This is a genomic window from Herminiimonas sp. Marseille-P9896, from assembly GCF_903993245.1.
Classification (GTDB): Bacteria; Pseudomonadota; Gammaproteobacteria; order Burkholderiales; family Burkholderiaceae_D; genus Oxalicibacterium; species Oxalicibacterium contaminans.
Genome location: NZ_CAJEVT010000002.1, coordinates 80,260 through 98,691, shown reverse-complemented (window position 1 = coordinate 98,691; position 18,432 = coordinate 80,260). Strand labels below are relative to the sequence as shown.

Below are 18,432 nucleotides of genomic sequence, written 5' to 3'. Positions count from 1 at the left end.
AAAAGGTCGGTGAGTCGACTTCGCGTAGAATAAAACAGTCGGCATGCAAAAAACTGACATTAGCCGACAACAGCGCGGACTTACACCGCAATCATCAAGAACCCCTAGGATACTCTCTCCCAGCCCGTGACGAACATACCTTTGACCCAAGTTGCTGCATCCCGGTTTTATACCCGATGGATTAACGCGGATGAAACCCGCGCACAAAAGGTAGCCGAAGTCGGCAAATTATCCCTGAACGCCGAGGTTTTCGCTCGGATTTTACAAAACGAAACAGATGCGGGTGCTTCGCTCCCGGCCGCCATGCGCCGCTTGCGCAATCTGGTGATCGCCACGCTGATCCGGCGCGACCTCAGCGGCCAGGCCGACCTGGCGGAAGTGGTCGATACCATGACCGCTTTTGGCGACTTCGCGGTACAGCGCCACCTGGCCGCCGTCATGGCGGACATGGTCGCCATCCACGGCACGCCGGTAGGCGCGGAATCGGGCGAAACCCAGGAAATGATCGTGCTCGGCATGGGCAAGCTGGGCGGCGGAGAATTGAACGTTTCTTCAGATATCGACCTGATCTTCGTCTATCCTGAGGATGGCGAGACCGTCACCACCACACCGGAACAGCGTCAGCTGTCCAACCATGAATTCTTTACCCGGCTGGGCAAGAAGCTCATCGCCGCACTGTCCGAGATCACCGAAGACGGCTTCACCTTCCGCGTCGACATGGCATTGCGCCCAAACGGCGTATCCGGCCCGCTGGCCGCCAGCTTCGGCATGGTGGAGGAATACCTGATCGTGCAAGGCCGCGAATGGGAGCGTTATGCCTGGGTCAAGGCACGTGCGCTGACCGGTAAACCGGCCGATATCGAAGCGCTGGAACAAATCATCCGCCCCTTCGTCTATCGCCGCTACCTGGACTACGGCTCCATCGATGCCATCCGCAACATGCATGCGCAAATCCGCGCCGAGGTTACACGGCAGGAAGCACGCCACCCGGATCGCAGCAACAACGTCAAACTGGGCCGTGGCGGCATCCGCGAAATCGAATTCCTGGCGCAAGTATTCCAGCTCATACGCGGCGGCCGCGACGCCGCACTGCGCGACCGCTCAACCCGCCGCACGTTGCGCATCCTGGCCGAAAAACAATTATTCAAGCCCGAAGTAGTCGACCAATTGCTGCATGCCTACACCTTCCTGCGTAATCTGGAACATCGGCTGCAATACCTGGATGACGCGCAAACCCACACCCTGCCTGCAAATGAAGCCGATCGCCTGATCGTCGCGCACATGATGGGTTACCAGGATGTGCCGTCCCTGCTGGCTGCACTGGAAGAACAGCGCAAACTGGTCGCCACCCAATTCGATGAAATCTTCAGCGACAAAGCCAATGACAACAACGAAGAAAATGTTGATGCAGAACTGAGTGCCGTCCTGAGCGACACCGACAATGCAGGTGCGATCGAAGCCTATCTCAACACCCTCTCCTTCGACCATGCCGCCGATGCCGCGCAGCGCCTGCTCGCAACCTGGCACTCACCACGCCTGCAATCGCTGCCGGAAGCCAGTCGCAACAAGCTGGTCGCACTGGTCAATGCATCATTGCCCATCGTCGCCAAAGTCACGGAAACACGCTCGCTGGCACTCAATCGCCTGTTGAATTTCTTTGAAGCAATTGCACGCCGCGCGGCCTACCTGGCGCTGCTGACCGAATACCCACATGCACTGGAACGCGTAATCCGCATGATTGCCGCCAGCGAATGGGCGGCACAGTACCTGACGCGCCACCCTATCCTGCTGGACGAATTGCTGGACGACCGCACGTTGAAGGCCGCTCCAGACTGGAACGCCTTCGCCCGTGACTGCCGTCGCCGCCTGGACGAAACGCCGGGCGATACCGAACGGCAAATGGACGCGCTGCGCGAAATGCATCATGCGCAACTGATCCGCCTGCTGGCACAGGATCTGGTTGGCGACCTCAGCGTCGAGCGCCTGGCTGACCACCTGTCCGAACTGGCCGACAAACTGGTCGCGGAAACCATACACGCGATCTGGAAAACCCTGCCGACACGCCATCGCGAAGAACCCAAATTCTCCGTCATCGCCTACGGCAAGCTGGGCGGCAAGGAACTAGGCTACGCGTCTGACCTCGACGTCATCTTCCTCTACGATGACGATGACCAGGAAGCGCCGGGCCTGTACGCCAAACTGGCGCAACGCTTCATCACCTGGATGACGGCGCATACACCAGCCGGCATCCTGTTCGACGTCGACATCGCGCTACGTCCTGACGGTGCCAGCGGCTTGCTGGTCTCCACGGTGTCGTCGTTCGAGAAATACCAGACCACCTCCGCCTGGCCCTGGGAACACCAGGCCCTCACCCGCGCCCGCTACTGCGCCGGTGATGCCGACATAGGCGCACGCTTTGAAGCGATACGCGTCGAAGTCCTGCGCCAGCAACGTGATCCGGTGAAACTGAAAACTGACGTGCTGGACATGCGCAAGAAACTGCACGACGCCCATCCGAACCGCAGCGACCTGTTTGATCTCAAACACGATAACGGCGGCATGATAGACATCGAATTCATCGTGCAATTCCTGGTCCTGCGCGACTCGGCGCAGCATGCACGACTGACCGGTGACATCGGAAACATCGCCCTGCTCAAGCTCTGCGGTGAACTGGGACTGATAGATCAGACGCTGTCAGGCAAAGTGGCCGATGCCTATCGTACCTTCCGCAAAATGCAGCATCAGATACGGTTGCAGGGAGCGGAACGGGCTCGGGTAGAGACTGAGCGGGTTGCTGCTGAGATTGCTGATGTTGAGGCTTTGTGGAGCGCAGTATTTAGTTAATAAACTCATTCATGTCAGCGCATGCCCACATTTGAGCATGAAATGAAATCGCTTATCTATCAATGACATAAGTGACTTGCCCTGAGCTTATCCACAAGGCTGTGCACAAAAAACGGGGATAACTTTATTAGTTATGCACATAGGTTAATTTGCGGGTTGGTGTTGCTGATTCGGTTTTCTCTTCGTAGAGAAGTGCGTTGCCGGGGGTGGCCCGGCGGCCACTCACTTTCTTTGCTTCGCCAAAGAAAGTAAGCAAAGAAAGGCGACCACGGCGCCGCTGCCCCTTCGGGGTTCCCGTTTGTGCGGGACAAAAAATGGGAAGTGGGCGAAACTCGCTACGCTCAGACACACCCACTTCTTTTTCCATTTTCTGTCCCGCACAAACGGCATCGTCACAGTGGACTCACAACCACAGCCTCTATGATTTACGCGAACACGCCCGACAACGTACTTCTCCACGAAGAGAACACTGCACCAATAAAAAACGCCCCGAAATCCGGGGCGTTTTTTGTTAAGTGAAACTGAATTACTTAGCAGTCATCAAAGCAACCGTAGTATCTAACATACGGTTAGAGAAACCCCACTCATTGTCATACCACGACGACACCTTCACCAAACGACCCGACACTTTAGTCAAAGTCGAATCAAAGTTGCTCGACGCAGGGTTGTGGTTGAAGTCGACTGAAACCAGCGGCTCGGTTTGGTAAGTCAGGATGCCTTTCAAAGCACCTTCCGACGCTTCCTTCATGATCGCGTTGATTTCTTCAACGGTCGTGTCGCGTGCCGCGATGAAGGACAAGTCCACGATGGAAACGTTGATGGTCGGAACGCGGATCGCGTAACCGTCCAGCTTGCCGTTCAGCTCAGGCAAGACCAGGCCTACCGCTGCAGCTGCACCGGTTTTGGTCGGGATCATCGACTGGGTAGCCGAACGTGCGCGACGCAGGTCTTCGTGCATCACGTCGGTCAGGACCTGATCGTTGGTGTAAGCGTGTACGGTAGTCATCAAGCCATTAACCAGGCCGATTTTGTCGTTCAAGGGCTTGACCAGCGGTGCCAGGCAGTTGGTGGTGCACGATGCGTTCGAGATTACAGTGTCCGTCGCTTTCAACACATTGTTGTTGACGCCGAAGACCACGGTTGCGTCCACGTCCTTGCCGCCTGGAGCAGAGATGATGACTTTCTTGGCGCCGCCTTTCAGGTGGGCCGATGCTTTTTCCTTGGTGGTGAAGAAGCCGGTGCATTCCAGCACGACGTCGACATTCAGTTCACCCCAGCCGATTTCAGCAGGATTGCGTTGTGCGAAGACGCGGATTTTGTCGCCATTGACGACCATGTAATCGCCGTCTACTTCAACGGTGCCTGGGAATTTGCCATGCGCGGTGTCGTAACGGGTCAGATGTGCATTCGATTTTGCATCGCCGAGATCATTGATCGCAACGATTTGAATGTCATTCTTTTTGCCGCCTTCGTAGTGTGCGCGAAGGATGTTGCGGCCGATACGGCCGTAGCCATTAATTGCAACGCGGATGGTCATCTTTTTCTCCAGAAAAATTCAACAGCAAACAAAAATATTCAGTACTTATATAGCGCACGCCTGCTGCAATGCAGGCAAGTCACGCCAGCCGTAACCGGCTTCCATCAAATCCAGCCCGTCCCATGTGAACGGTTGTTCGACCAATAGTTCAGCGCCCAGTTGCTGGTAGAACTGACGCGCGCCCTGATTACCGGCGATTACCCATACCAGCAGGCTGTGCGCGCCCTGCTTTTGCAAGGCTTCAGCAATCAAAGACAGCAAACGACGGCCGACGCCACCACGCTGCGCGATAGGTTTGAGATAAATGGCCGTCAGTTCGGCATTCATATCAAACTTCTCCGGCATCAGGAACATACCGGCAGCAAAACCCACCAGCTCGGTTTCGGCTTCCGCCACGAAGATCGAAATCGTCGGCAAGTCGGCCTGCAATACCTGCGACCACATGGCCGTACTTTCTTCCGCGCGCATGCTATCCAGATAGGCATCCGGCATCACGCCACGATAAGTCGTGCGCCAGCTTTCTACACGCAAGGCCGCTATGGCCTCGGCATCGTTAGCCGTCGCGCGGCGGAAAGTGATCTCGGTCACGCCAGTGTCTTTTTGACTGCAGCGATGACGTTCTCGACGGTGAAGCCGAAGTGCTTGAACAGCACGCCAGCCGGAGCCGATTCGCCAAAGGTATCGATACCGATGACGCCACCTTCGAGGCCTACATATTTGTACCAGAAGCTGGTGACGCCAGCTTCGATCGCGACGCGTGGCACGCCTTTGGTCAGGACGCTGGCCTTGTATGCTGCATCCTGGCGATCAAAGACGTCGGTCGATGGCATCGAGACGATACGTACTGCCACGCCGTGCTTGGCCAACTCGTCTGCCGACTTGGTCGCCAGTTCGATTTCGGAACCGGTTGCGATCAGGATGGCTTTTGCGTTCGGTGCATCACGCAAGACGTAACCACCGCGTTTGATGTCGGCGATTTGTTCTGCTGTGCGTTCCTGGAACGGCAGGTTTTGACGCGAGAAGATCAGTGTGCTTGGACCATCTTTGCGTTTAACAGCTTGTTCCCATGCCACCGCGGATTCAACGGTGTCGCATGGACGCCAGTTGTCCAGGTTAGGAATCAGGCGCAGGCTGGAAACGTGTTCTATCGATTGATGGGTAGGACCGTCTTCGCCCAGGCCGATCGAATCGTGTGTGAATACGAAAATAGAACGCAGCTTCATCAATGCCGCCATGCGCAATGCGTTACGGCTGTAATCAGAAAAAGTCAGGAAGGTTGCGCCGAACGGGATATAGCCGCCGTGCAAGGCAATACCGTTCATGATTGCGCTCATGCCGAATTCACGCACACCGTAGTTGATGTGGTTACCAGCCTGGTCAGCGCGGACTGCCACGCATTCTTTCCAGTTGGTCAGGTTGGAACCGGTCAGGTCAGCCGAACCGCCGAGGAATTCCGGTAATACCGGTGCCAGTGCCTGGATCGCGTTTTGACTCGCTTTACGAGTCGCGATGGTTTCTTTTTTCTCTACGCATGCAGCGATGTATGCATCAACCGCCTTGTTCAGGTCGCCCGGCAATTCGCCAGCCATCCGGCGTGCCAGTTCGGCGGCTTCTTGCGGGAATTTTTCGCTATACGATTTCAGCAAGGTATCCCAGTTGGACTCCAGTGCCTGGCCTTTTTCTTTCGCGTCCCATGCTGCGTAGACATCAGCAGGCACGTCGAATGGTGCATAGGTCCAGCCCATTGCTTCGCGGGTTGCTGCGATTTCCTTGTCGCCCAGCGCCGCGCCGTGCACATTGTGCGTGCCTTCCATGTTCGGCGAACCTTTACCGATCACGGTACGGCAGCAGATCAGGGTTGGTTTGTCAGATGCTTTGGCTTGCTTGATCGCTGCATCGACTGCATTAACGTCATGACCGTCCACTGCACGGATCACGTTCCAGCCGTAGGATTCAAAGCGTTTAGGGGTATCGTCGGTGAACCAGCCTTCTACGTGGCCGTCGATCGAGATGCCGTTGTCGTCATACAAAGCGATCAGCTTGGACAAGCGCAAGGTGCCAGCCAGCGAGCATGCTTCGTGCGAAATGCCTTCCATCAGGCAACCGTCGCCGAGGAAAACATAGGTGTGGTGGTTAACAACATCAAAACCCGGGCGATTGAATTCAGCCGCAAGCAGTTTTTCTGCCAATGCCATACCAACGGCGTTAGTGATGCCCTGGCCCAATGGACCGGTGGTGGTTTCGATACCTGGGGTGATGTCAACTTCAGGGTGGCCCGGGGTTTTCGAGTGCAATTGACGGAAGTTGCGGATTTCATCCATAGACAGGTCGTAACCGGTCAGGTGCAACAAAGCGTAGTGCAACATCGAGCCATGACCGTTCGACAACACAAAGCGATCGCGGTTGACCCATTTAGGGTTGGCCGGATTGTGCGAATAATGATTCGCCCACAAAGCGACGGCAATATCTGCCATCCCCATAGGCATACCGGGATGACCGGAATTGGCCTTTTGTACTGCATCCATTGCCAGCGCACGGATTGCGTTGGCCATTTTGGTAGTCGGGAGCGTGGAAGTCATGTGATTTGTGTAGATGGCGAGTCGAATGGAATAGAATCAAACCCAGAACAAAATACTGGTGCACCAGCAAATAAAAAACCTATTGCTGCGAAGCCGCATATTTTACCAGAGTGGCGCGCTCAGACTAAAATCGAATTCCGGCCTTTGGCCGAAGTTTCACCTAAATTAAACATTGCGATGCCCAATTGTGTCGCAAAACCATGTCGAAAAGACAAGCAACGGATCACAGATGCCTCGTTTTTATTGCCCGCAGCCGCTCGCCATCGGCGCGGTAATCACCCTGCCCGAGCATGTCGCCCACCATATCCAGGTGGTGCGCCTCAGTAGCGGCGACCATATCACCCTGTTTAATGGCGAAGGCGGCGAATACACCGCGACCATCACCACCATAGAAAAGAAGCGGGTGACAGCTGAAATCAAACTGTTTGAGCCACGTGAAGTCGAGCTGCCCTACGCAGTGACCGTGGCACAGGCACTGCCGGAAGCATCCAAAATGGACTGGATCATCGAAAAAGCGGTCGAACTCGGCGTCCATGCGATCCAGCCGCTGGCCGCACAACGTTGCGTGGTGCGGCTGTCGGCCGAACGCGCCGCCAAAAAGATGCAGCATTGGCAAGGTGTCATCGTCGCCGCCTCCGAACAAAGCGGGCGTAATCGCCTGGCGGCACTGGCAGAGCCGGTCGATTTCAATCAGTGGATACAGCAGCAGGATTTACATAAGCGCATCCTGCTCAGTCCGCGTGCCGAGCAGTCGCTGTCTGACTGGGCGCGCCATCACCCGCCGCAATCGGTGGCGATCATGATAGGCCCGGAAGGTGGCTTTACCGAGAAGGAAGAAGACCTGGCGCTGGCGCAGGGCGTATTAATGCTGGCGATGGGGCCGCGTGTACTGCGCACCGAAACCGCCGGATTGTCGGCGCTGGCCGCCCTGAATGCGGTCTGGGGCGAGATGTAACAGGCATTTCCGCCAGCCCCTTATGCGGAAAATCAGCTAATCACAGGCCGGTTTGTCCCCTTCTGCCATCTTAGTCGCAGGGAAACCTGACGAAAGCATTTATAATTCAAGGTTTTGCGACAGTTTCACTCACTCATTACATGAAGGTATTTCGCGGACTTCCCAATGCTGCATCCCGTGCGCCCTGCGCGCTGGCGATCGGCAATTTCGACGGCGTGCATCGCGGGCATCAGGCCCTGCTGGGACGCCTGCGCGAAGTCGCGTCGAAAATGGGGCTGGAATCAGCCGTGATGACTTTCGAGCCACATCCGCGTGAATTCTTTGCCGCGCGTGCCGGTGATCCATCCAAGGCCCCTACCCGCATCGCCTCCCTGCGCGACAAATTACAGTCGTTGGCAAAAGCCGGGGTCGACCGCGTCATCGTCGAACATTTCAATGCGCACTTCGCTTCGTTGTCGCCGCAAGAGTTCGTCGAAAAAATCCTGGTGCAGGGCTTGCACGTCAAATGGCTGATCGTCGGCGATGACTTTTGCTACGGCGCCAAACGCGCAGGCAATGTCGCGACGCTGATCGAGGCGGGCAAGCAATACGGCTTCCACGTCGAATCGCAGCCTACCGTGACCAGCAGCGCCGGCACCCGTATCTCTTCATCGGCGGTGCGTGAGGCTTTGCTGCAAGGCGACTTTGCCCGTGCCGAAGAATTGCTCGGCCATCCGTATGCGATGTCCGGCCATGTCATCCATGGCAAGAAGCTGGGTCGCACCATAGGTTTCCCGACACTGAATGTACGCGTCGCGCACAAACACCCGGCCGTGTCCGGTATATATATAGTGCAAGTGCATGGCCTCGATGACCATCCTTTGCCCGGCGTGGCCAGCATAGGCGTACGCCCGACGGTAGACGATAGCGGCCGCGTGCTGCTGGAGACGCATTTGTTCGATTACTCGCAACAATGCTATGGCCGCCTGATCCGCGTGGAATTCCTCAAGAAGCTGCGCGACGAAGAGAAATACATAGACCTGCCTACGCTGACCGCCGCGATCAACCGCGACGCCGTGGAAGCACGTGCCTATTTCAAGCAACTGACCGACGCGGCCACTTCCGCGACCGACCGAATTTGACGATGGCCCGCTGAAGTATCACGACCGTTGTTACACCGATCATCCTCGAAAAAATATTATGTCCGACAATCAAAACAAACCTGGCAAGCCAGCAGCAAAGCCGCAAAGTAAATACCCGGTCAATATGACCGACACACCATTCCCTATGCGCGGTGACCTCGCCAAACGCGAACCGCAGTGGGTCAAGCAATGGCAAGAACAAAAGGTTTACGAAAAAATCCGCAAGGCTTCCAAAGGCCGCCCGAAATTCATCCTGCATGACGGCCCACCGTATGCGAATGGCGACATCCACCTCGGACACGCCGTCAACAAGATCCTGAAAGACATGATCGTCAAGACGCGCCAGTTCGCTGGCTTTGACGCACCGTATGTACCAGGCTGGGATTGCCACGGCATGCCGATCGAAATCCAGATCGAAAAGCAATTCGGCAAAAACTTGCCAACCGCAGAAGTCTTGTCCAAGGCGCGCACTTACGCGAATGAACAAGTCGAACGCCAAAAGAAAGACTTCATCCGTCTCGGCGTACTGGGTCAATGGGACAAGCCATACAAAACCATGGACTTCGGCAACGAAGCCGATGAGTTGCGCGCACTCGGCAATCTGATGGAAAAAGGTTATGTCTATCGCGGACTGAAACCAGTCAATTGGTGTTTCGATTGCGGCTCAGCACTGGCTGAAGCGGAAGTTGAATACCAGGACAAGCGCGATCCGGCGATCGACGTCGGCTTCCCGTTTGCTGAACCGGAAAAGGTAGCGAAAGCATTCGGGCTGACCAAGCTGCCGACCGACAAAGGTTACGCCATCATCTGGACCACCACCCCGTGGACCATCCCGGCCAACCAGGCGCTCAACGTCCATCCTGAATTCACCTACGCGCTGGTACAAACCGAACGCAATGGCGAAACCATCCTCGTGATCCTCGCCGCTGACCTGGTCGAAGCCACGCTGCAACGCTATGGCCTGAGCGGTACTGTCATCGCAACCTGCGTCGGTGAAGCGCTGGCCATGATCAAGTTCAAGCATCCGTTTGCAGATGTCGATCCGGGCTACAACCGTTTGTCGCCGATCTACACCGGCACCTATGTCACTGCTGACAGCGGTACCGGCATCGTGCACTCGGCACCAGCCTACGGTATCGAAGATTTTATTTCCTGCAAATCGCACGGCATGCGCGATGATGAAATCATCGCGCCGGTCATGGGCGACGGCAAATACGCATCGTGGTTGCCTTTGTTCGGCGGCCTGACCATTTGGGAAGCATCGAAACCGATCTGCGCCAAGCTGGATGAAGTCGGCTCGCTGTTCAAGCTGGTAATGTTTGACCACAGCTATATGCATTGCTGGCGTCATAAGACACCTATCATCTACCGCGCTACGTCGCAGTGGTTTGCCGGGATGGATGTGATGCCGAAGAACCAAGGCGCAACCCTGCGTGAAACCGCATTGCAAGCCATCGAAGAAACCGAATTCTTCCCGAGCTGGGGCAAAGCCCGCCTGCACGGCATGATCGCGAATCGTCCGGACTGGACACTGTCACGCCAACGCCAGTGGGGCGTACCGATGGCGTTCTTTGTGCACAAGGAAACCGGCGACCTGCATCCACGCACACCCGAGTTGCTGGAACAGATCGCACAACGCGTGGAAAAAGACGGTATAGAAGCATGGCTGACACTGGACACGAAAGAATTGCTCGGTGCCGATGCAGATATGTACCTGAAGAATAAAGACACACTGGACGTCTGGTTCGATTCGGGCTGCACCCATCAGACTGTATTGCGCGGTTCGCACAAGGAAGAGCTCGCATTCCCGGCTGATCTCTACCTCGAAGGTTCGGATCAGCATCGCGGCTGGTTCCATTCGTCGCTGCTGACCTCGTCGATGATGAATGGTCGCGCACCCTACAAGGCATTGCTGACACACGGCTTCACCGTCGATGGCGAAGGCAAGAAAATGTCGAAGTCGCTCGGCAATACGCTGGCACCGCAAAAGATCTCGGACACGCTGGGTGCCGACATCCTGCGCCTGTGGATCGCATCTACCGATTACTCCGGTGAACTGTCGATCTCGGATGAAATCCTCAAGCGCGTGACCGAAAGCTATCGCCGTATCCGCAACACGGTGCGCTTCCTGTTGTCGAATACTTCGGACTTCGATGCAGCGAAAGATCTGGTACCGGTCGCCGACATGCTGGAAATCGATCGCTATGCGATAGCGCAGATGAACGCGCTGCAAGCGGAAATCCAGGCGCATTACCAGGTCTATGAATTCCACCCGGTCGTATCGAAATTGCAGATGTACTGCTCGGAAGACCTGGGCGGCTTCTACCTCGACATCCTGAAAGATCGTCTCTACACCAGCGGCGTGACTTCACATGCACGTCGTTCCGCACAAAGCGCGATCTGGCACCTGACGCACTCCCTGTTGCGCCTGATGGCACCGATGTTGTCCTTCACTGCAGAAGAAGCATGGGCAGTATTTGCCAGCCCGGAGATGAATACCGACGGCACCATCTTCACGCACACCTTCTATCAATTGCCGGAAGTGGCAGACGGCGCAGCCTTGCTGAGCAAGTATGCGTTGCTGCGCGAAGTGCGCAACAACGTCACCAAGCAACTGGAAGAAGTACGCGTGGCAGGCAGCATCGGTTCTTCGCTGCAGGCAGAAGTGGCATTGCAAGCCAGCGGCGACAAGTTCGATGCACTGGCCAGCCTTGAGGATGATCTGAAATTCGTGCTCATCACTTCGCAAGCCAGCGTCAGCAAGGTCGCCACGGCAGAGGAAGAAAGCGTAGCAGTCACACCATCGGCAGCGCAGAAGTGCGAACGTTGCTGGCACTATCGCGCCGACGTCGGCAGCCATGCAGAACACGAAGGTCTGTGCGGCCGCTGCGTCGCCAATTTGTTCGGCAAAGGCGAAGCACGTCGTTTTGCATAAGACTTGCGTAACACGGCATCATTGCGCCACACTTCGCTCCGGCTCCGGCCGGAGTGATTTCCATGACATTTACGGGCAAAGATAGCGATGGCTTCTAACAAACGATATTTTTCATCCTCCAGCAGCATGGTTCCATGGCTAGGCATCGCCGCCATCCTGATCCTGCTCGATCAAACCACCAAAATCACGATCCCCCGCCTCTTCGTCTACGGCGAATCGCACGCGGTGACTTCATTCTTCAACCTGGTACTGGTCTATAACAAGGGCGCAGCGTTCAGCTTCCTCGCGTCGGAGACCGGCTGGCAGCGCTACTTCTTTACCATCATGGGGATAGGCGCAGCCATCTTCATCATCTACCTGCTGAAAAAACACGCTGGTCAACGCCTGTTTTGCTGGGCGCTGGCGCTCATACTTGGCGGCGCGGTAGGCAATGTCATAGACCGCGTGCTGTACGGCCACGTCATCGACTTCCTCGACGTCCATGTCGGTGGCTGGCACTGGCCTGCTTTCAACATCGCCGACAGCGCGATTTGCATAGGCGCAATATTGTTTATCTACGATGAATTAAGGCGTGTCGGAAAGTAGCCAGTATCTCCAGCGTATCTACAGATTCACAACCGTAAGCTGATACACTAGCCCGCACATCTTTCAGGAGTCCTTCATGGATCTTGCCGGTAAAAAAATCGTACTGGGATTAACTGGTGGCGTCGCCTGCTATAAAGCAGCGGAACTGACACGTGCGCTTGGCAAAGCTGGCGCGCAAGTACAAGTCGTCATGACTGATGCCGCCACCCACTTCATCACGCCAGTCACGATGCAGGCACTGTCCGGTCATCCGGTCGTCACCGACCAATGGGATGCGCGCGTTTCCAACAACATGCCGCACATCGACCTGACGCGCGATGCCGACGCTATCGTAATCGCGCCCTGCTCCGCTGACTTCATCTTCAAGCTCGCGCATGGCGCCTGCGATGACCTGCTCTCCACGTTATGCGTCGCCCGTCCTGACACCCTGCCGCTGCTGGTGGCACCGGCAATGAATGTCGAGATGTGGCAAAACCCGGCAACCCGCCGCAATGTCGCGCAACTGAAAGCGGACCGCATCGCGGTACTCGGCCCCGACGCCGGCGAACAGGCTTGCGGCGAAACCGGCATGGGACGCATGCTGGAACCGGAGCAATTACTCGAAGAAATCATCGCCACCTTCCAGCCCAATCTGCTGGTAGGCAAAAGCATACTGATCACAGCTGGCCCGACCTTTGAACCGATAGACCCGGTACGCGGCATCACCAATCTCTCGTCCGGCAAGATGGGCTATGCGATTGCACGCGCTGCACGCGAAGCCGGCGCCGACGTCACACTGGTGTCCGGCCCGACTGCACTGGCCACACCGTACGGCGTGCACCGCATCAACGTACAGACCGCGCAGCAAATGCATGATGTCGTCATGTCGCGCATCAGCACGCAACATGTCTTCATCGCCGTCGCTGCAGTTGCCGACTGGCGCGTGGCAAATGTCAGCGCACAGAAACTGAAAAAAAATGCGGCCGGTGATGCACCGTCACTCGCGTTTGAACAAAACACCGACATCCTCGCTGCCGTCGCGGCACTGCCCAAGGCACCGTACTGCGTCGGTTTTGCCGCTGAGTCGGAAAACCTGCTTGAGTACGGCGAAGCCAAACGCAAGAAAAAGAATATCCCGCTGCTGGTAGGCAACATCGGCCACCAGACTTTCGGCCAGGACCAGAATGAACTGGTACTGTTCGACAATAAAGGCCATACCGCCTTGCCGTTGGCCGACAAGCAAAAACTGGCGCGTCAGCTGGTGCATGAAATTGCACAGCGCCTGCCCTAATCCGAATCACTATCCAACCCTCCTTTAGCCCATGAAGACTATCGAAGTAAAAATCCTTGATCCGCGCATGAAAGAACAACTGCCTGCCTACGCCACTCCTGGCAGTGCCGGCCTGGATTTACGTGCTTGCCTCGATGCACCTATCGTCATCAAACCGGGCGAAACCCATCTGGTACCAACCGGCCTCGCGATCCACCTGGCTGATCCGGGTTACGCCGCGATGATCCTGCCACGCAGTGGCATGGGCCATAAACATGGCATCGTCCTTGGGAACTTGGTGGGCCTGATCGACTCCGATTACCAGGGCCAATTGATGGTGTCGACATGGAATCGCGGTCAGACAGAATTCACACTCAACCCTATGGAACGCCTGGCGCAATTGGTCATCGTTCCGGTCCTGCAAGTCGGCTTCAATGTAGTTGAAGAATTTGATACAAGCGAACGCGGTATTGGCGGCTTCGGCAGCACCGGGAAACACTGAATCTAGGAGAATTTTTATGCATGCCCTGCTGCAACCCGTACTACGTAAAACGAAAGCCACCACCGCCTTATTCCCTATCGCTTTATTGCTGGCCGGTTGCAGCACTGTCTCGCTCGATACTCCCAGCGCCCGCCCCGGCACCGTCGCTCCAGCGCCGGTTACCGAATCAGCGCAAAAACAAGCCTTGCGCAGCGTCACCGCACAACAGGATCGCTTGTACCGCCTGGCAGCACCGCTGCTGGTCAACAATGCGCCATTGTGCAAGGGCAATGCGCGCAACCTGATCGGCTTCAGCGCCAAGACCAAATATTCGTTCTCGGAAGATTATGTAGAAGCAGCGCAATCGCTGGGCTTCGATGAACGCCTGCAAGTCACCGGCGTCCTGAACAACAGCGGCGCAGCTCGTGCCGGTGTCAAACGTGGCGACATCCTGGCGACAGTGCAAGACAAACCTATGCCACAAGGACCGAATGCAGAGCGCCAGGCCGCTGCGGTGCTCGGCCCATTGGTCAACTCGGTTTCCAACGTCAAACTCGGCCTGATCCGTAACGGCAGCAACGTCGCCGTCACCGTACCGCTGACCCGCGCCTGCGGCTTCGGCATCGAACTGGGCAATACCGACAACGTCAGTGCCTACGCCGATGGTCGACGTGTACTGGTCACGCGCGGTATGTTGAACTTCGCACGCAATGACAATGAAGTTGCGTATGTACTGGCGAAAGAACTGGCACACAACGCACTTGGTCATCCGGCACAGCAAAGAATGAGCGCGACTGTAGGCGGCGTCATCGACAACATGATCCGCATCACACCGGATGCAGGTCCACTCGGTGGCAGCGGCGGCATCAAGGCGGTACCGCAAGAAACCGATGCAGCAGCGGATCGCCTCGCGCTCTACATGCTGGTACGTGGCGGCTACAGCATCGATGGCGTCAGCAGCTTCTGGCAACGCCTGGCAACACAGTACCCAGCCAGCGTCACCAATAGCTACACCGCGATCCATCCAGCGACTGCGTATCGCATCACCGTGATCGACAAGACAGTCAGCGAAATCAAAGCCAAGCAGGCAGCGAAACAAAACCTGGTGCCGTGATCAATAGATAGCACCTGAAATAAAAAAGGAGCGCAATGCGCTCCTTTTTATTTGGCCTGGCTTAACACGATCAGGAATGTATCTTCATCGCCTCATCGATATCCGCACGTGTCAGCTCCGGCGCAAATTGCTGGATGAAGTCATACGTGTACTGGCGCAGATAAGCACCACGACGCACCGCCAGACGTGTCACGTTCTGCGCAAACAGATGCGACGCATCGATCACCTTCAGACCGTTGCTGCCATTCTGTTGCAGTGCCATCGAAGCGACGATACCAACACCCAGGTTCAGCAGCACGTATTGCTGAATAACGTCCGAGTCCATTGCGGTCAGCACGATATCGGTGGTGATATCCGCCTGCTTGAACGCGTCATCGATATGACCACGACCGGTAAAACCAAGGTCATAGGTAATCAATGAATACTGCGCCAGATCAGCCAGCGTGATCAGTTTCTTGTCCAGCAATGGATGACCATCCGGCACCACCACCGAGTGATGCCAGCGGTAGCACGGGAAAGACACCAAATCTTCAAACTGGCTCAAACCCTCGGTTGCAATACCGATGTCTGCCTTGCCGGACAATACCCATTCGGCAATATGTTCAGGCGTGCTTTGTTGCAGGGCGATCCGTACTTTCGGGAATTCTTTACGGAATACCTGCACCACCTTCGGCAGCATGTAGCGTGCCTGCGTGTGGGTAGTCGCCACTGCCAGTGTGCCGATTTCCTGCCCTGCGTATTCCTGGCTCGCACGTTGCAGGTTTTCTGCTTCCAACAACAGGCGATCGATGATTTGCAGGATGCCGCGGCCGGGATCGGTCAGGCCGGTCAGGCGTTTGCCATTGCGTTCAAAGATGTCGACGCCCAGCTCTTCCTCCAACTCGCGAATCTGGCGGCTGACGCCAGGTTGCGATGTGAACAGCACATTCGCCACCTCCGTCAGGTTGTAACCGCAACGTGCGGTTTCGCGGATCGATCGTAGTTGTTGAAAATTCATATCCAGGCACCTCTATCTATACTTGCGCAATAGCTCGGTGACTAACGGTCAGCGTTTATCGCTTATACCGATTCGTCAACGAACACTTGCAAACGTTTAGGACGAACAATCAGTGTTTCGCCCTCTTTCAATTTCAAATGACCGAAGCGCTCATTCGAGATCACCGCTTCTATCAATTCACCGTTGTCGTCGCGCTCCAGTTCCAGCTGGGCCAGCGGGCCGATCGCATGGGCACGGCGCAATTGCACCACGATGCCTTCTGCGCCAGTCGTGTAGCGATCCACTTCCAGGTCATGCGGACGGACATAGCCGATGCCTTTGGAATCCTGGGTTTCTGCATGTTCAGGTGCATCGAATGCGATACCCGACGATTGCAAAATGCCTTCATGCACACGACCGTGAAACAGGTTGACGTTACCGAGGAAGCCGTAGACGAAAGGCGAAGCCGGGTTGTTGTACACATCCTTAGGCGCACCGATCTGCTCGACATTGCCCTTGTTCATCAACACGATCTGATCCGCAACTTCCAGCGCTTCTTCCTGATCATGGGTCACGAAAATACTGGTGACATGCAGGTCGTCATGCAGGCGACGCAGCCAGCGACGCAATTCCTTGCGGACTTTTGCATCCAGCGCACCGAATGGTTCGTCCAGCAGCAATACGCGTGGCTCAACTGCCAGTGCACGTGCCAGCGCAATACGCTGACGCTGGCCACCGGACAATTGCGGCGGATAACGGTCAGCCAGCCAGTCCAGTTGCACCAGTTCCAGCAATTTGGTGACTTTTTCCTTGATCTGCGATTCCGACGGACGGGTCGCCGATGGACGTACACGCAAACCGAAAGCGATGTTTTCAAACACGGTCATGTGCTTGAACAATGCGTAATGCTGGAACACGAAGCCGACCTGGCGTTCACGCACGTGGCGCGCCGAAGCATCTTCGCCATCCAGCAGCACCTGGCCGTGATCCGGTTGTTCCAGACCGGCAATGATGCGCAACAAGGTGGTTTTGCCGCAGCCGGAAGGTCCCAGCAGCGCGGTCAGTTCGCCGGCCGGAAAGTCCAGTGACACATTATTAAGTGCGACAAAATTGCCAAATTGCTTTTGAATATTCTTGACTTCGATGCTCATGATCCCTGCTCCTGAAACTGTTCGTGTGTATCTCTTAAACGCCATTCGATGAATGATTTGAGCGCCAGTGTAACCAGTGCCAACATTGCCAGCAACGATGCTACCGCGAATGCCGCCGAAAATTGGTATTCGTTATACAGAATCTCGACCTGCAAAGGAATCGTATTCGTCTGGCCGCGGATATGACCGGACACCACCGAAACCGCACCAAACTCACCCATCGCCCGGGCATTACACAAAATCACGCCATATAACAGACCCCATTTAATATTAGGCAGGGTCACATGCCAGAAGGTTTTCCAGCCCGAAGCACCCAATACCAGCGCCGCTTCTTCCTCTTCGCTGCCCTGCGACTGCATCAGTGGGATCAATTCGCGTGCCACAAACGGAAAAGTCACGAATACCGTCGCCAGTACGATGCCAGGCACCGCAAACAGGATCTTGATATTGTGTTCCTGCAACCAGCCACCGAACCAACCCTGTGCGCCGAACAACAGCACATAAATCAGGCCGGAGATAACAGGTGAAACCGAAAACGGCAAATCGATCAAAGTCAGCAAAATGCTCTTGCCACGGAAATCAAACTTGGCGATACACCACGAAGCAGCCACACCAAACACCAGGTTCAGCGGCACCGCAATCGCAGCGGTCAGCAAGGTCAGCTTGATCGCCGATACTGCATCTTCATCCAGGATGGCGGCGATATAGGCGTCCCAGCCTTTTTTCAATGCTTCGGCAAATACCGACGCCAGCGGCACAAACAGGAACAGCGTCAGGAAAGCCAGCGCAACAATAATCAGTATGGTGCGTACCCAGACCGGTTCCAGCGTCGCGGCTGGCACGCGCGGTGCACGTGCGGTCGCAGCCGGGAATACAGCACTGGCTGGAGGAGCTATAGCGGACAT

General features: G+C 56.0%; 15 protein-coding genes. 8 read left to right on the top strand and 7 right to left on the bottom strand.

Annotated features, from left to right (window positions below):
- Positions 1 to 141 precede the first annotated feature (141 nt).
- Entirely contained in the window at positions 142 to 2,844 is a 2,703-nt protein-coding gene (gene glnE, locus H7U06_RS06070; protein ID WP_254873147.1) for a bifunctional [glutamate--ammonia ligase]-adenylyl-L-tyrosine phosphorylase/[glutamate--ammonia-ligase] adenylyltransferase, read from the top strand.
- A 127-nt stretch (positions 2,845 to 2,971) separates the two neighbouring features.
- Here glnE and H7U06_RS06065 read toward each other — a convergent pair whose 3' ends face one another.
- The 4 genes from H7U06_RS06065 to tkt all read right to left on the bottom strand — a co-directional run bounded on the left by H7U06_RS06065 (position 2,972) and on the right by tkt (position 6,960).
- Positions 2,972 to 3,211, bottom strand: a complete 240-nt coding sequence (locus tag H7U06_RS06065; RefSeq protein ID WP_175625298.1) for a hypothetical protein — start codon at positions 3,209 to 3,211, stop codon at positions 2,972 to 2,974.
- A gap of 159 nt (positions 3,212 to 3,370) precedes the next feature.
- Entirely contained in the window at positions 3,371 to 4,381 is a 1,011-nt protein-coding gene (gene gap, locus H7U06_RS06060; protein ID WP_175625297.1) for a type I glyceraldehyde-3-phosphate dehydrogenase, read from the bottom strand.
- Positions 4,382 to 4,426: 45 nt separating this feature from the next.
- Positions 4,427 to 4,969 (bottom strand): GNAT family N-acetyltransferase, encoded by a 543-nt coding sequence (locus tag H7U06_RS06055; protein WP_175625296.1) that lies wholly within the window; start codon positions 4,967 to 4,969, stop codon positions 4,427 to 4,429.
- Positions 4,966 to 6,960, bottom strand: a complete 1,995-nt coding sequence (gene tkt, locus H7U06_RS06050) for a transketolase (protein ID WP_175625295.1) — start codon at positions 6,958 to 6,960, stop codon at positions 4,966 to 4,968. Before tkt ends, H7U06_RS06055 begins: the two co-directional genes overlap by 4 nt.
- Positions 6,961 to 7,189: 229 nt before the next feature.
- On the opposite strand from tkt, the gene H7U06_RS06045 reads away from it, so the two are divergent.
- The 7 genes from H7U06_RS06045 (at position 7,190) to H7U06_RS06015 (ending at position 15,400) form a co-directional block, all read left to right on the top strand.
- Entirely contained in the window at positions 7,190 to 7,915 is a 726-nt protein-coding gene (locus H7U06_RS06045) for a 16S rRNA (uracil(1498)-N(3))-methyltransferase (protein WP_175625294.1), read from the top strand.
- Positions 7,916 to 8,055: 140 nt separating this feature from the next.
- Positions 8,056 to 9,036, top strand: coding sequence for a bifunctional riboflavin kinase/FAD synthetase (locus H7U06_RS06040; RefSeq protein WP_175625293.1), 981 nt, complete (start codon positions 8,056 to 8,058; stop codon positions 9,034 to 9,036).
- Positions 9,037 to 9,094: 58 nt separating this feature from the next.
- Entirely contained in the window at positions 9,095 to 11,971 is a 2,877-nt protein-coding gene (ileS, locus tag H7U06_RS06035) for an isoleucine--tRNA ligase (protein WP_175625292.1), read from the top strand.
- An 87-nt stretch (positions 11,972 to 12,058) separates the two neighbouring features.
- Complete coding sequence (gene lspA, locus H7U06_RS06030; protein WP_175625291.1) at positions 12,059 to 12,556, top strand: signal peptidase II; 498 nt, start codon at positions 12,059 to 12,061, stop codon at positions 12,554 to 12,556.
- 76 nt (positions 12,557 to 12,632) lie between these two features.
- The gene (coaBC, locus tag H7U06_RS06025) at positions 12,633 to 13,826 is read left to right on the top strand and encodes a bifunctional phosphopantothenoylcysteine decarboxylase/phosphopantothenate--cysteine ligase CoaBC (RefSeq protein ID WP_175625290.1); all 1,194 of its coding nucleotides are present in this window, start codon (positions 12,633 to 12,635) and stop codon (positions 13,824 to 13,826) included.
- A 31-nt stretch (positions 13,827 to 13,857) separates the two neighbouring features.
- Positions 13,858 to 14,307: a dUTP diphosphatase gene (gene dut, locus H7U06_RS06020; protein ID WP_175625289.1), complete on the top strand. Its 450-nt coding sequence runs from the start codon at positions 13,858 to 13,860 to the stop codon at positions 14,305 to 14,307.
- A gap of 16 nt (positions 14,308 to 14,323) precedes the next feature.
- Positions 14,324 to 15,400 carry a M48 family metallopeptidase gene (locus H7U06_RS06015; RefSeq protein WP_175625288.1) on the top strand — a complete coding sequence of 359 codons (1,077 nt, stop codon included), beginning with the start codon at positions 14,324 to 14,326 and terminating at the stop codon, positions 15,398 to 15,400.
- A gap of 70 nt (positions 15,401 to 15,470) precedes the next feature.
- On the opposite strand, the gene H7U06_RS06010 is transcribed toward H7U06_RS06015, so the two are convergent.
- The 3 genes from H7U06_RS06010 to cysW form a co-directional block, all read right to left on the bottom strand.
- Complete coding sequence (locus H7U06_RS06010) at positions 15,471 to 16,397, bottom strand: CysB family HTH-type transcriptional regulator (protein WP_175625287.1); 927 nt, start codon at positions 16,395 to 16,397, stop codon at positions 15,471 to 15,473.
- Positions 16,398 to 16,459: 62 nt separating this feature from the next.
- Complete coding sequence (locus tag H7U06_RS06005; RefSeq protein WP_175625286.1) at positions 16,460 to 17,527, bottom strand: sulfate/molybdate ABC transporter ATP-binding protein; 1,068 nt, start codon at positions 17,525 to 17,527, stop codon at positions 16,460 to 16,462.
- Positions 17,524 to 18,432, bottom strand: coding sequence for a sulfate ABC transporter permease subunit CysW (gene cysW, locus H7U06_RS06000; RefSeq protein WP_175625285.1), 909 nt, complete (start codon positions 18,430 to 18,432; stop codon positions 17,524 to 17,526). Before cysW ends, H7U06_RS06005 begins: the two co-directional genes overlap by 4 nt.

Excerpts from the sequence above, each read along its gene's own strand:
- H7U06_RS06065 (WP_175625298.1), bottom strand. The coding sequence starts at position 3,211 with ATGGAAAAAGAAGTGGGTGTGTCTGAGCGTAGCGAGTTTCGCCCACTT.
- gap (WP_175625297.1), bottom strand. The coding sequence starts at position 4,381 with ATGACCATCCGCGTTGCAATTAATGGCTACGGCCGTATCGGCCGCAAC.
- tkt (WP_175625295.1), bottom strand. The coding sequence starts at position 6,960 with ATGACTTCCACGCTCCCGACTACCAAAATGGCCAACGCAATCCGTGCG.
- H7U06_RS06045 (WP_175625294.1), top strand. The coding sequence starts at position 7,190 with ATGCCTCGTTTTTATTGCCCGCAGCCGCTCGCCATCGGCGCGGTAATC.
- H7U06_RS06040 (WP_175625293.1), top strand. The coding sequence starts at position 8,056 with ATGAAGGTATTTCGCGGACTTCCCAATGCTGCATCCCGTGCGCCCTGC.
- ileS (WP_175625292.1), top strand. The coding sequence starts at position 9,095 with ATGTCCGACAATCAAAACAAACCTGGCAAGCCAGCAGCAAAGCCGCAA.
- lspA (WP_175625291.1), top strand. The coding sequence starts at position 12,059 with ATGGCTTCTAACAAACGATATTTTTCATCCTCCAGCAGCATGGTTCCA.
- coaBC (WP_175625290.1), top strand. The coding sequence starts at position 12,633 with ATGGATCTTGCCGGTAAAAAAATCGTACTGGGATTAACTGGTGGCGTC.
- dut (WP_175625289.1), top strand. The coding sequence starts at position 13,858 with ATGAAGACTATCGAAGTAAAAATCCTTGATCCGCGCATGAAAGAACAA.
- H7U06_RS06015 (WP_175625288.1), top strand. The coding sequence starts at position 14,324 with ATGCATGCCCTGCTGCAACCCGTACTACGTAAAACGAAAGCCACCACC.
- H7U06_RS06010 (WP_175625287.1), bottom strand. The coding sequence starts at position 16,397 with ATGAATTTTCAACAACTACGATCGATCCGCGAAACCGCACGTTGCGGT.
- H7U06_RS06005 (WP_175625286.1), bottom strand. The coding sequence starts at position 17,527 with ATGAGCATCGAAGTCAAGAATATTCAAAAGCAATTTGGCAATTTTGTC.
- cysW (WP_175625285.1), bottom strand. The coding sequence starts at position 18,432 with ATGTCCGCTATAGCTCCTCCAGCCAGTGCTGTATTCCCGGCTGCGACC.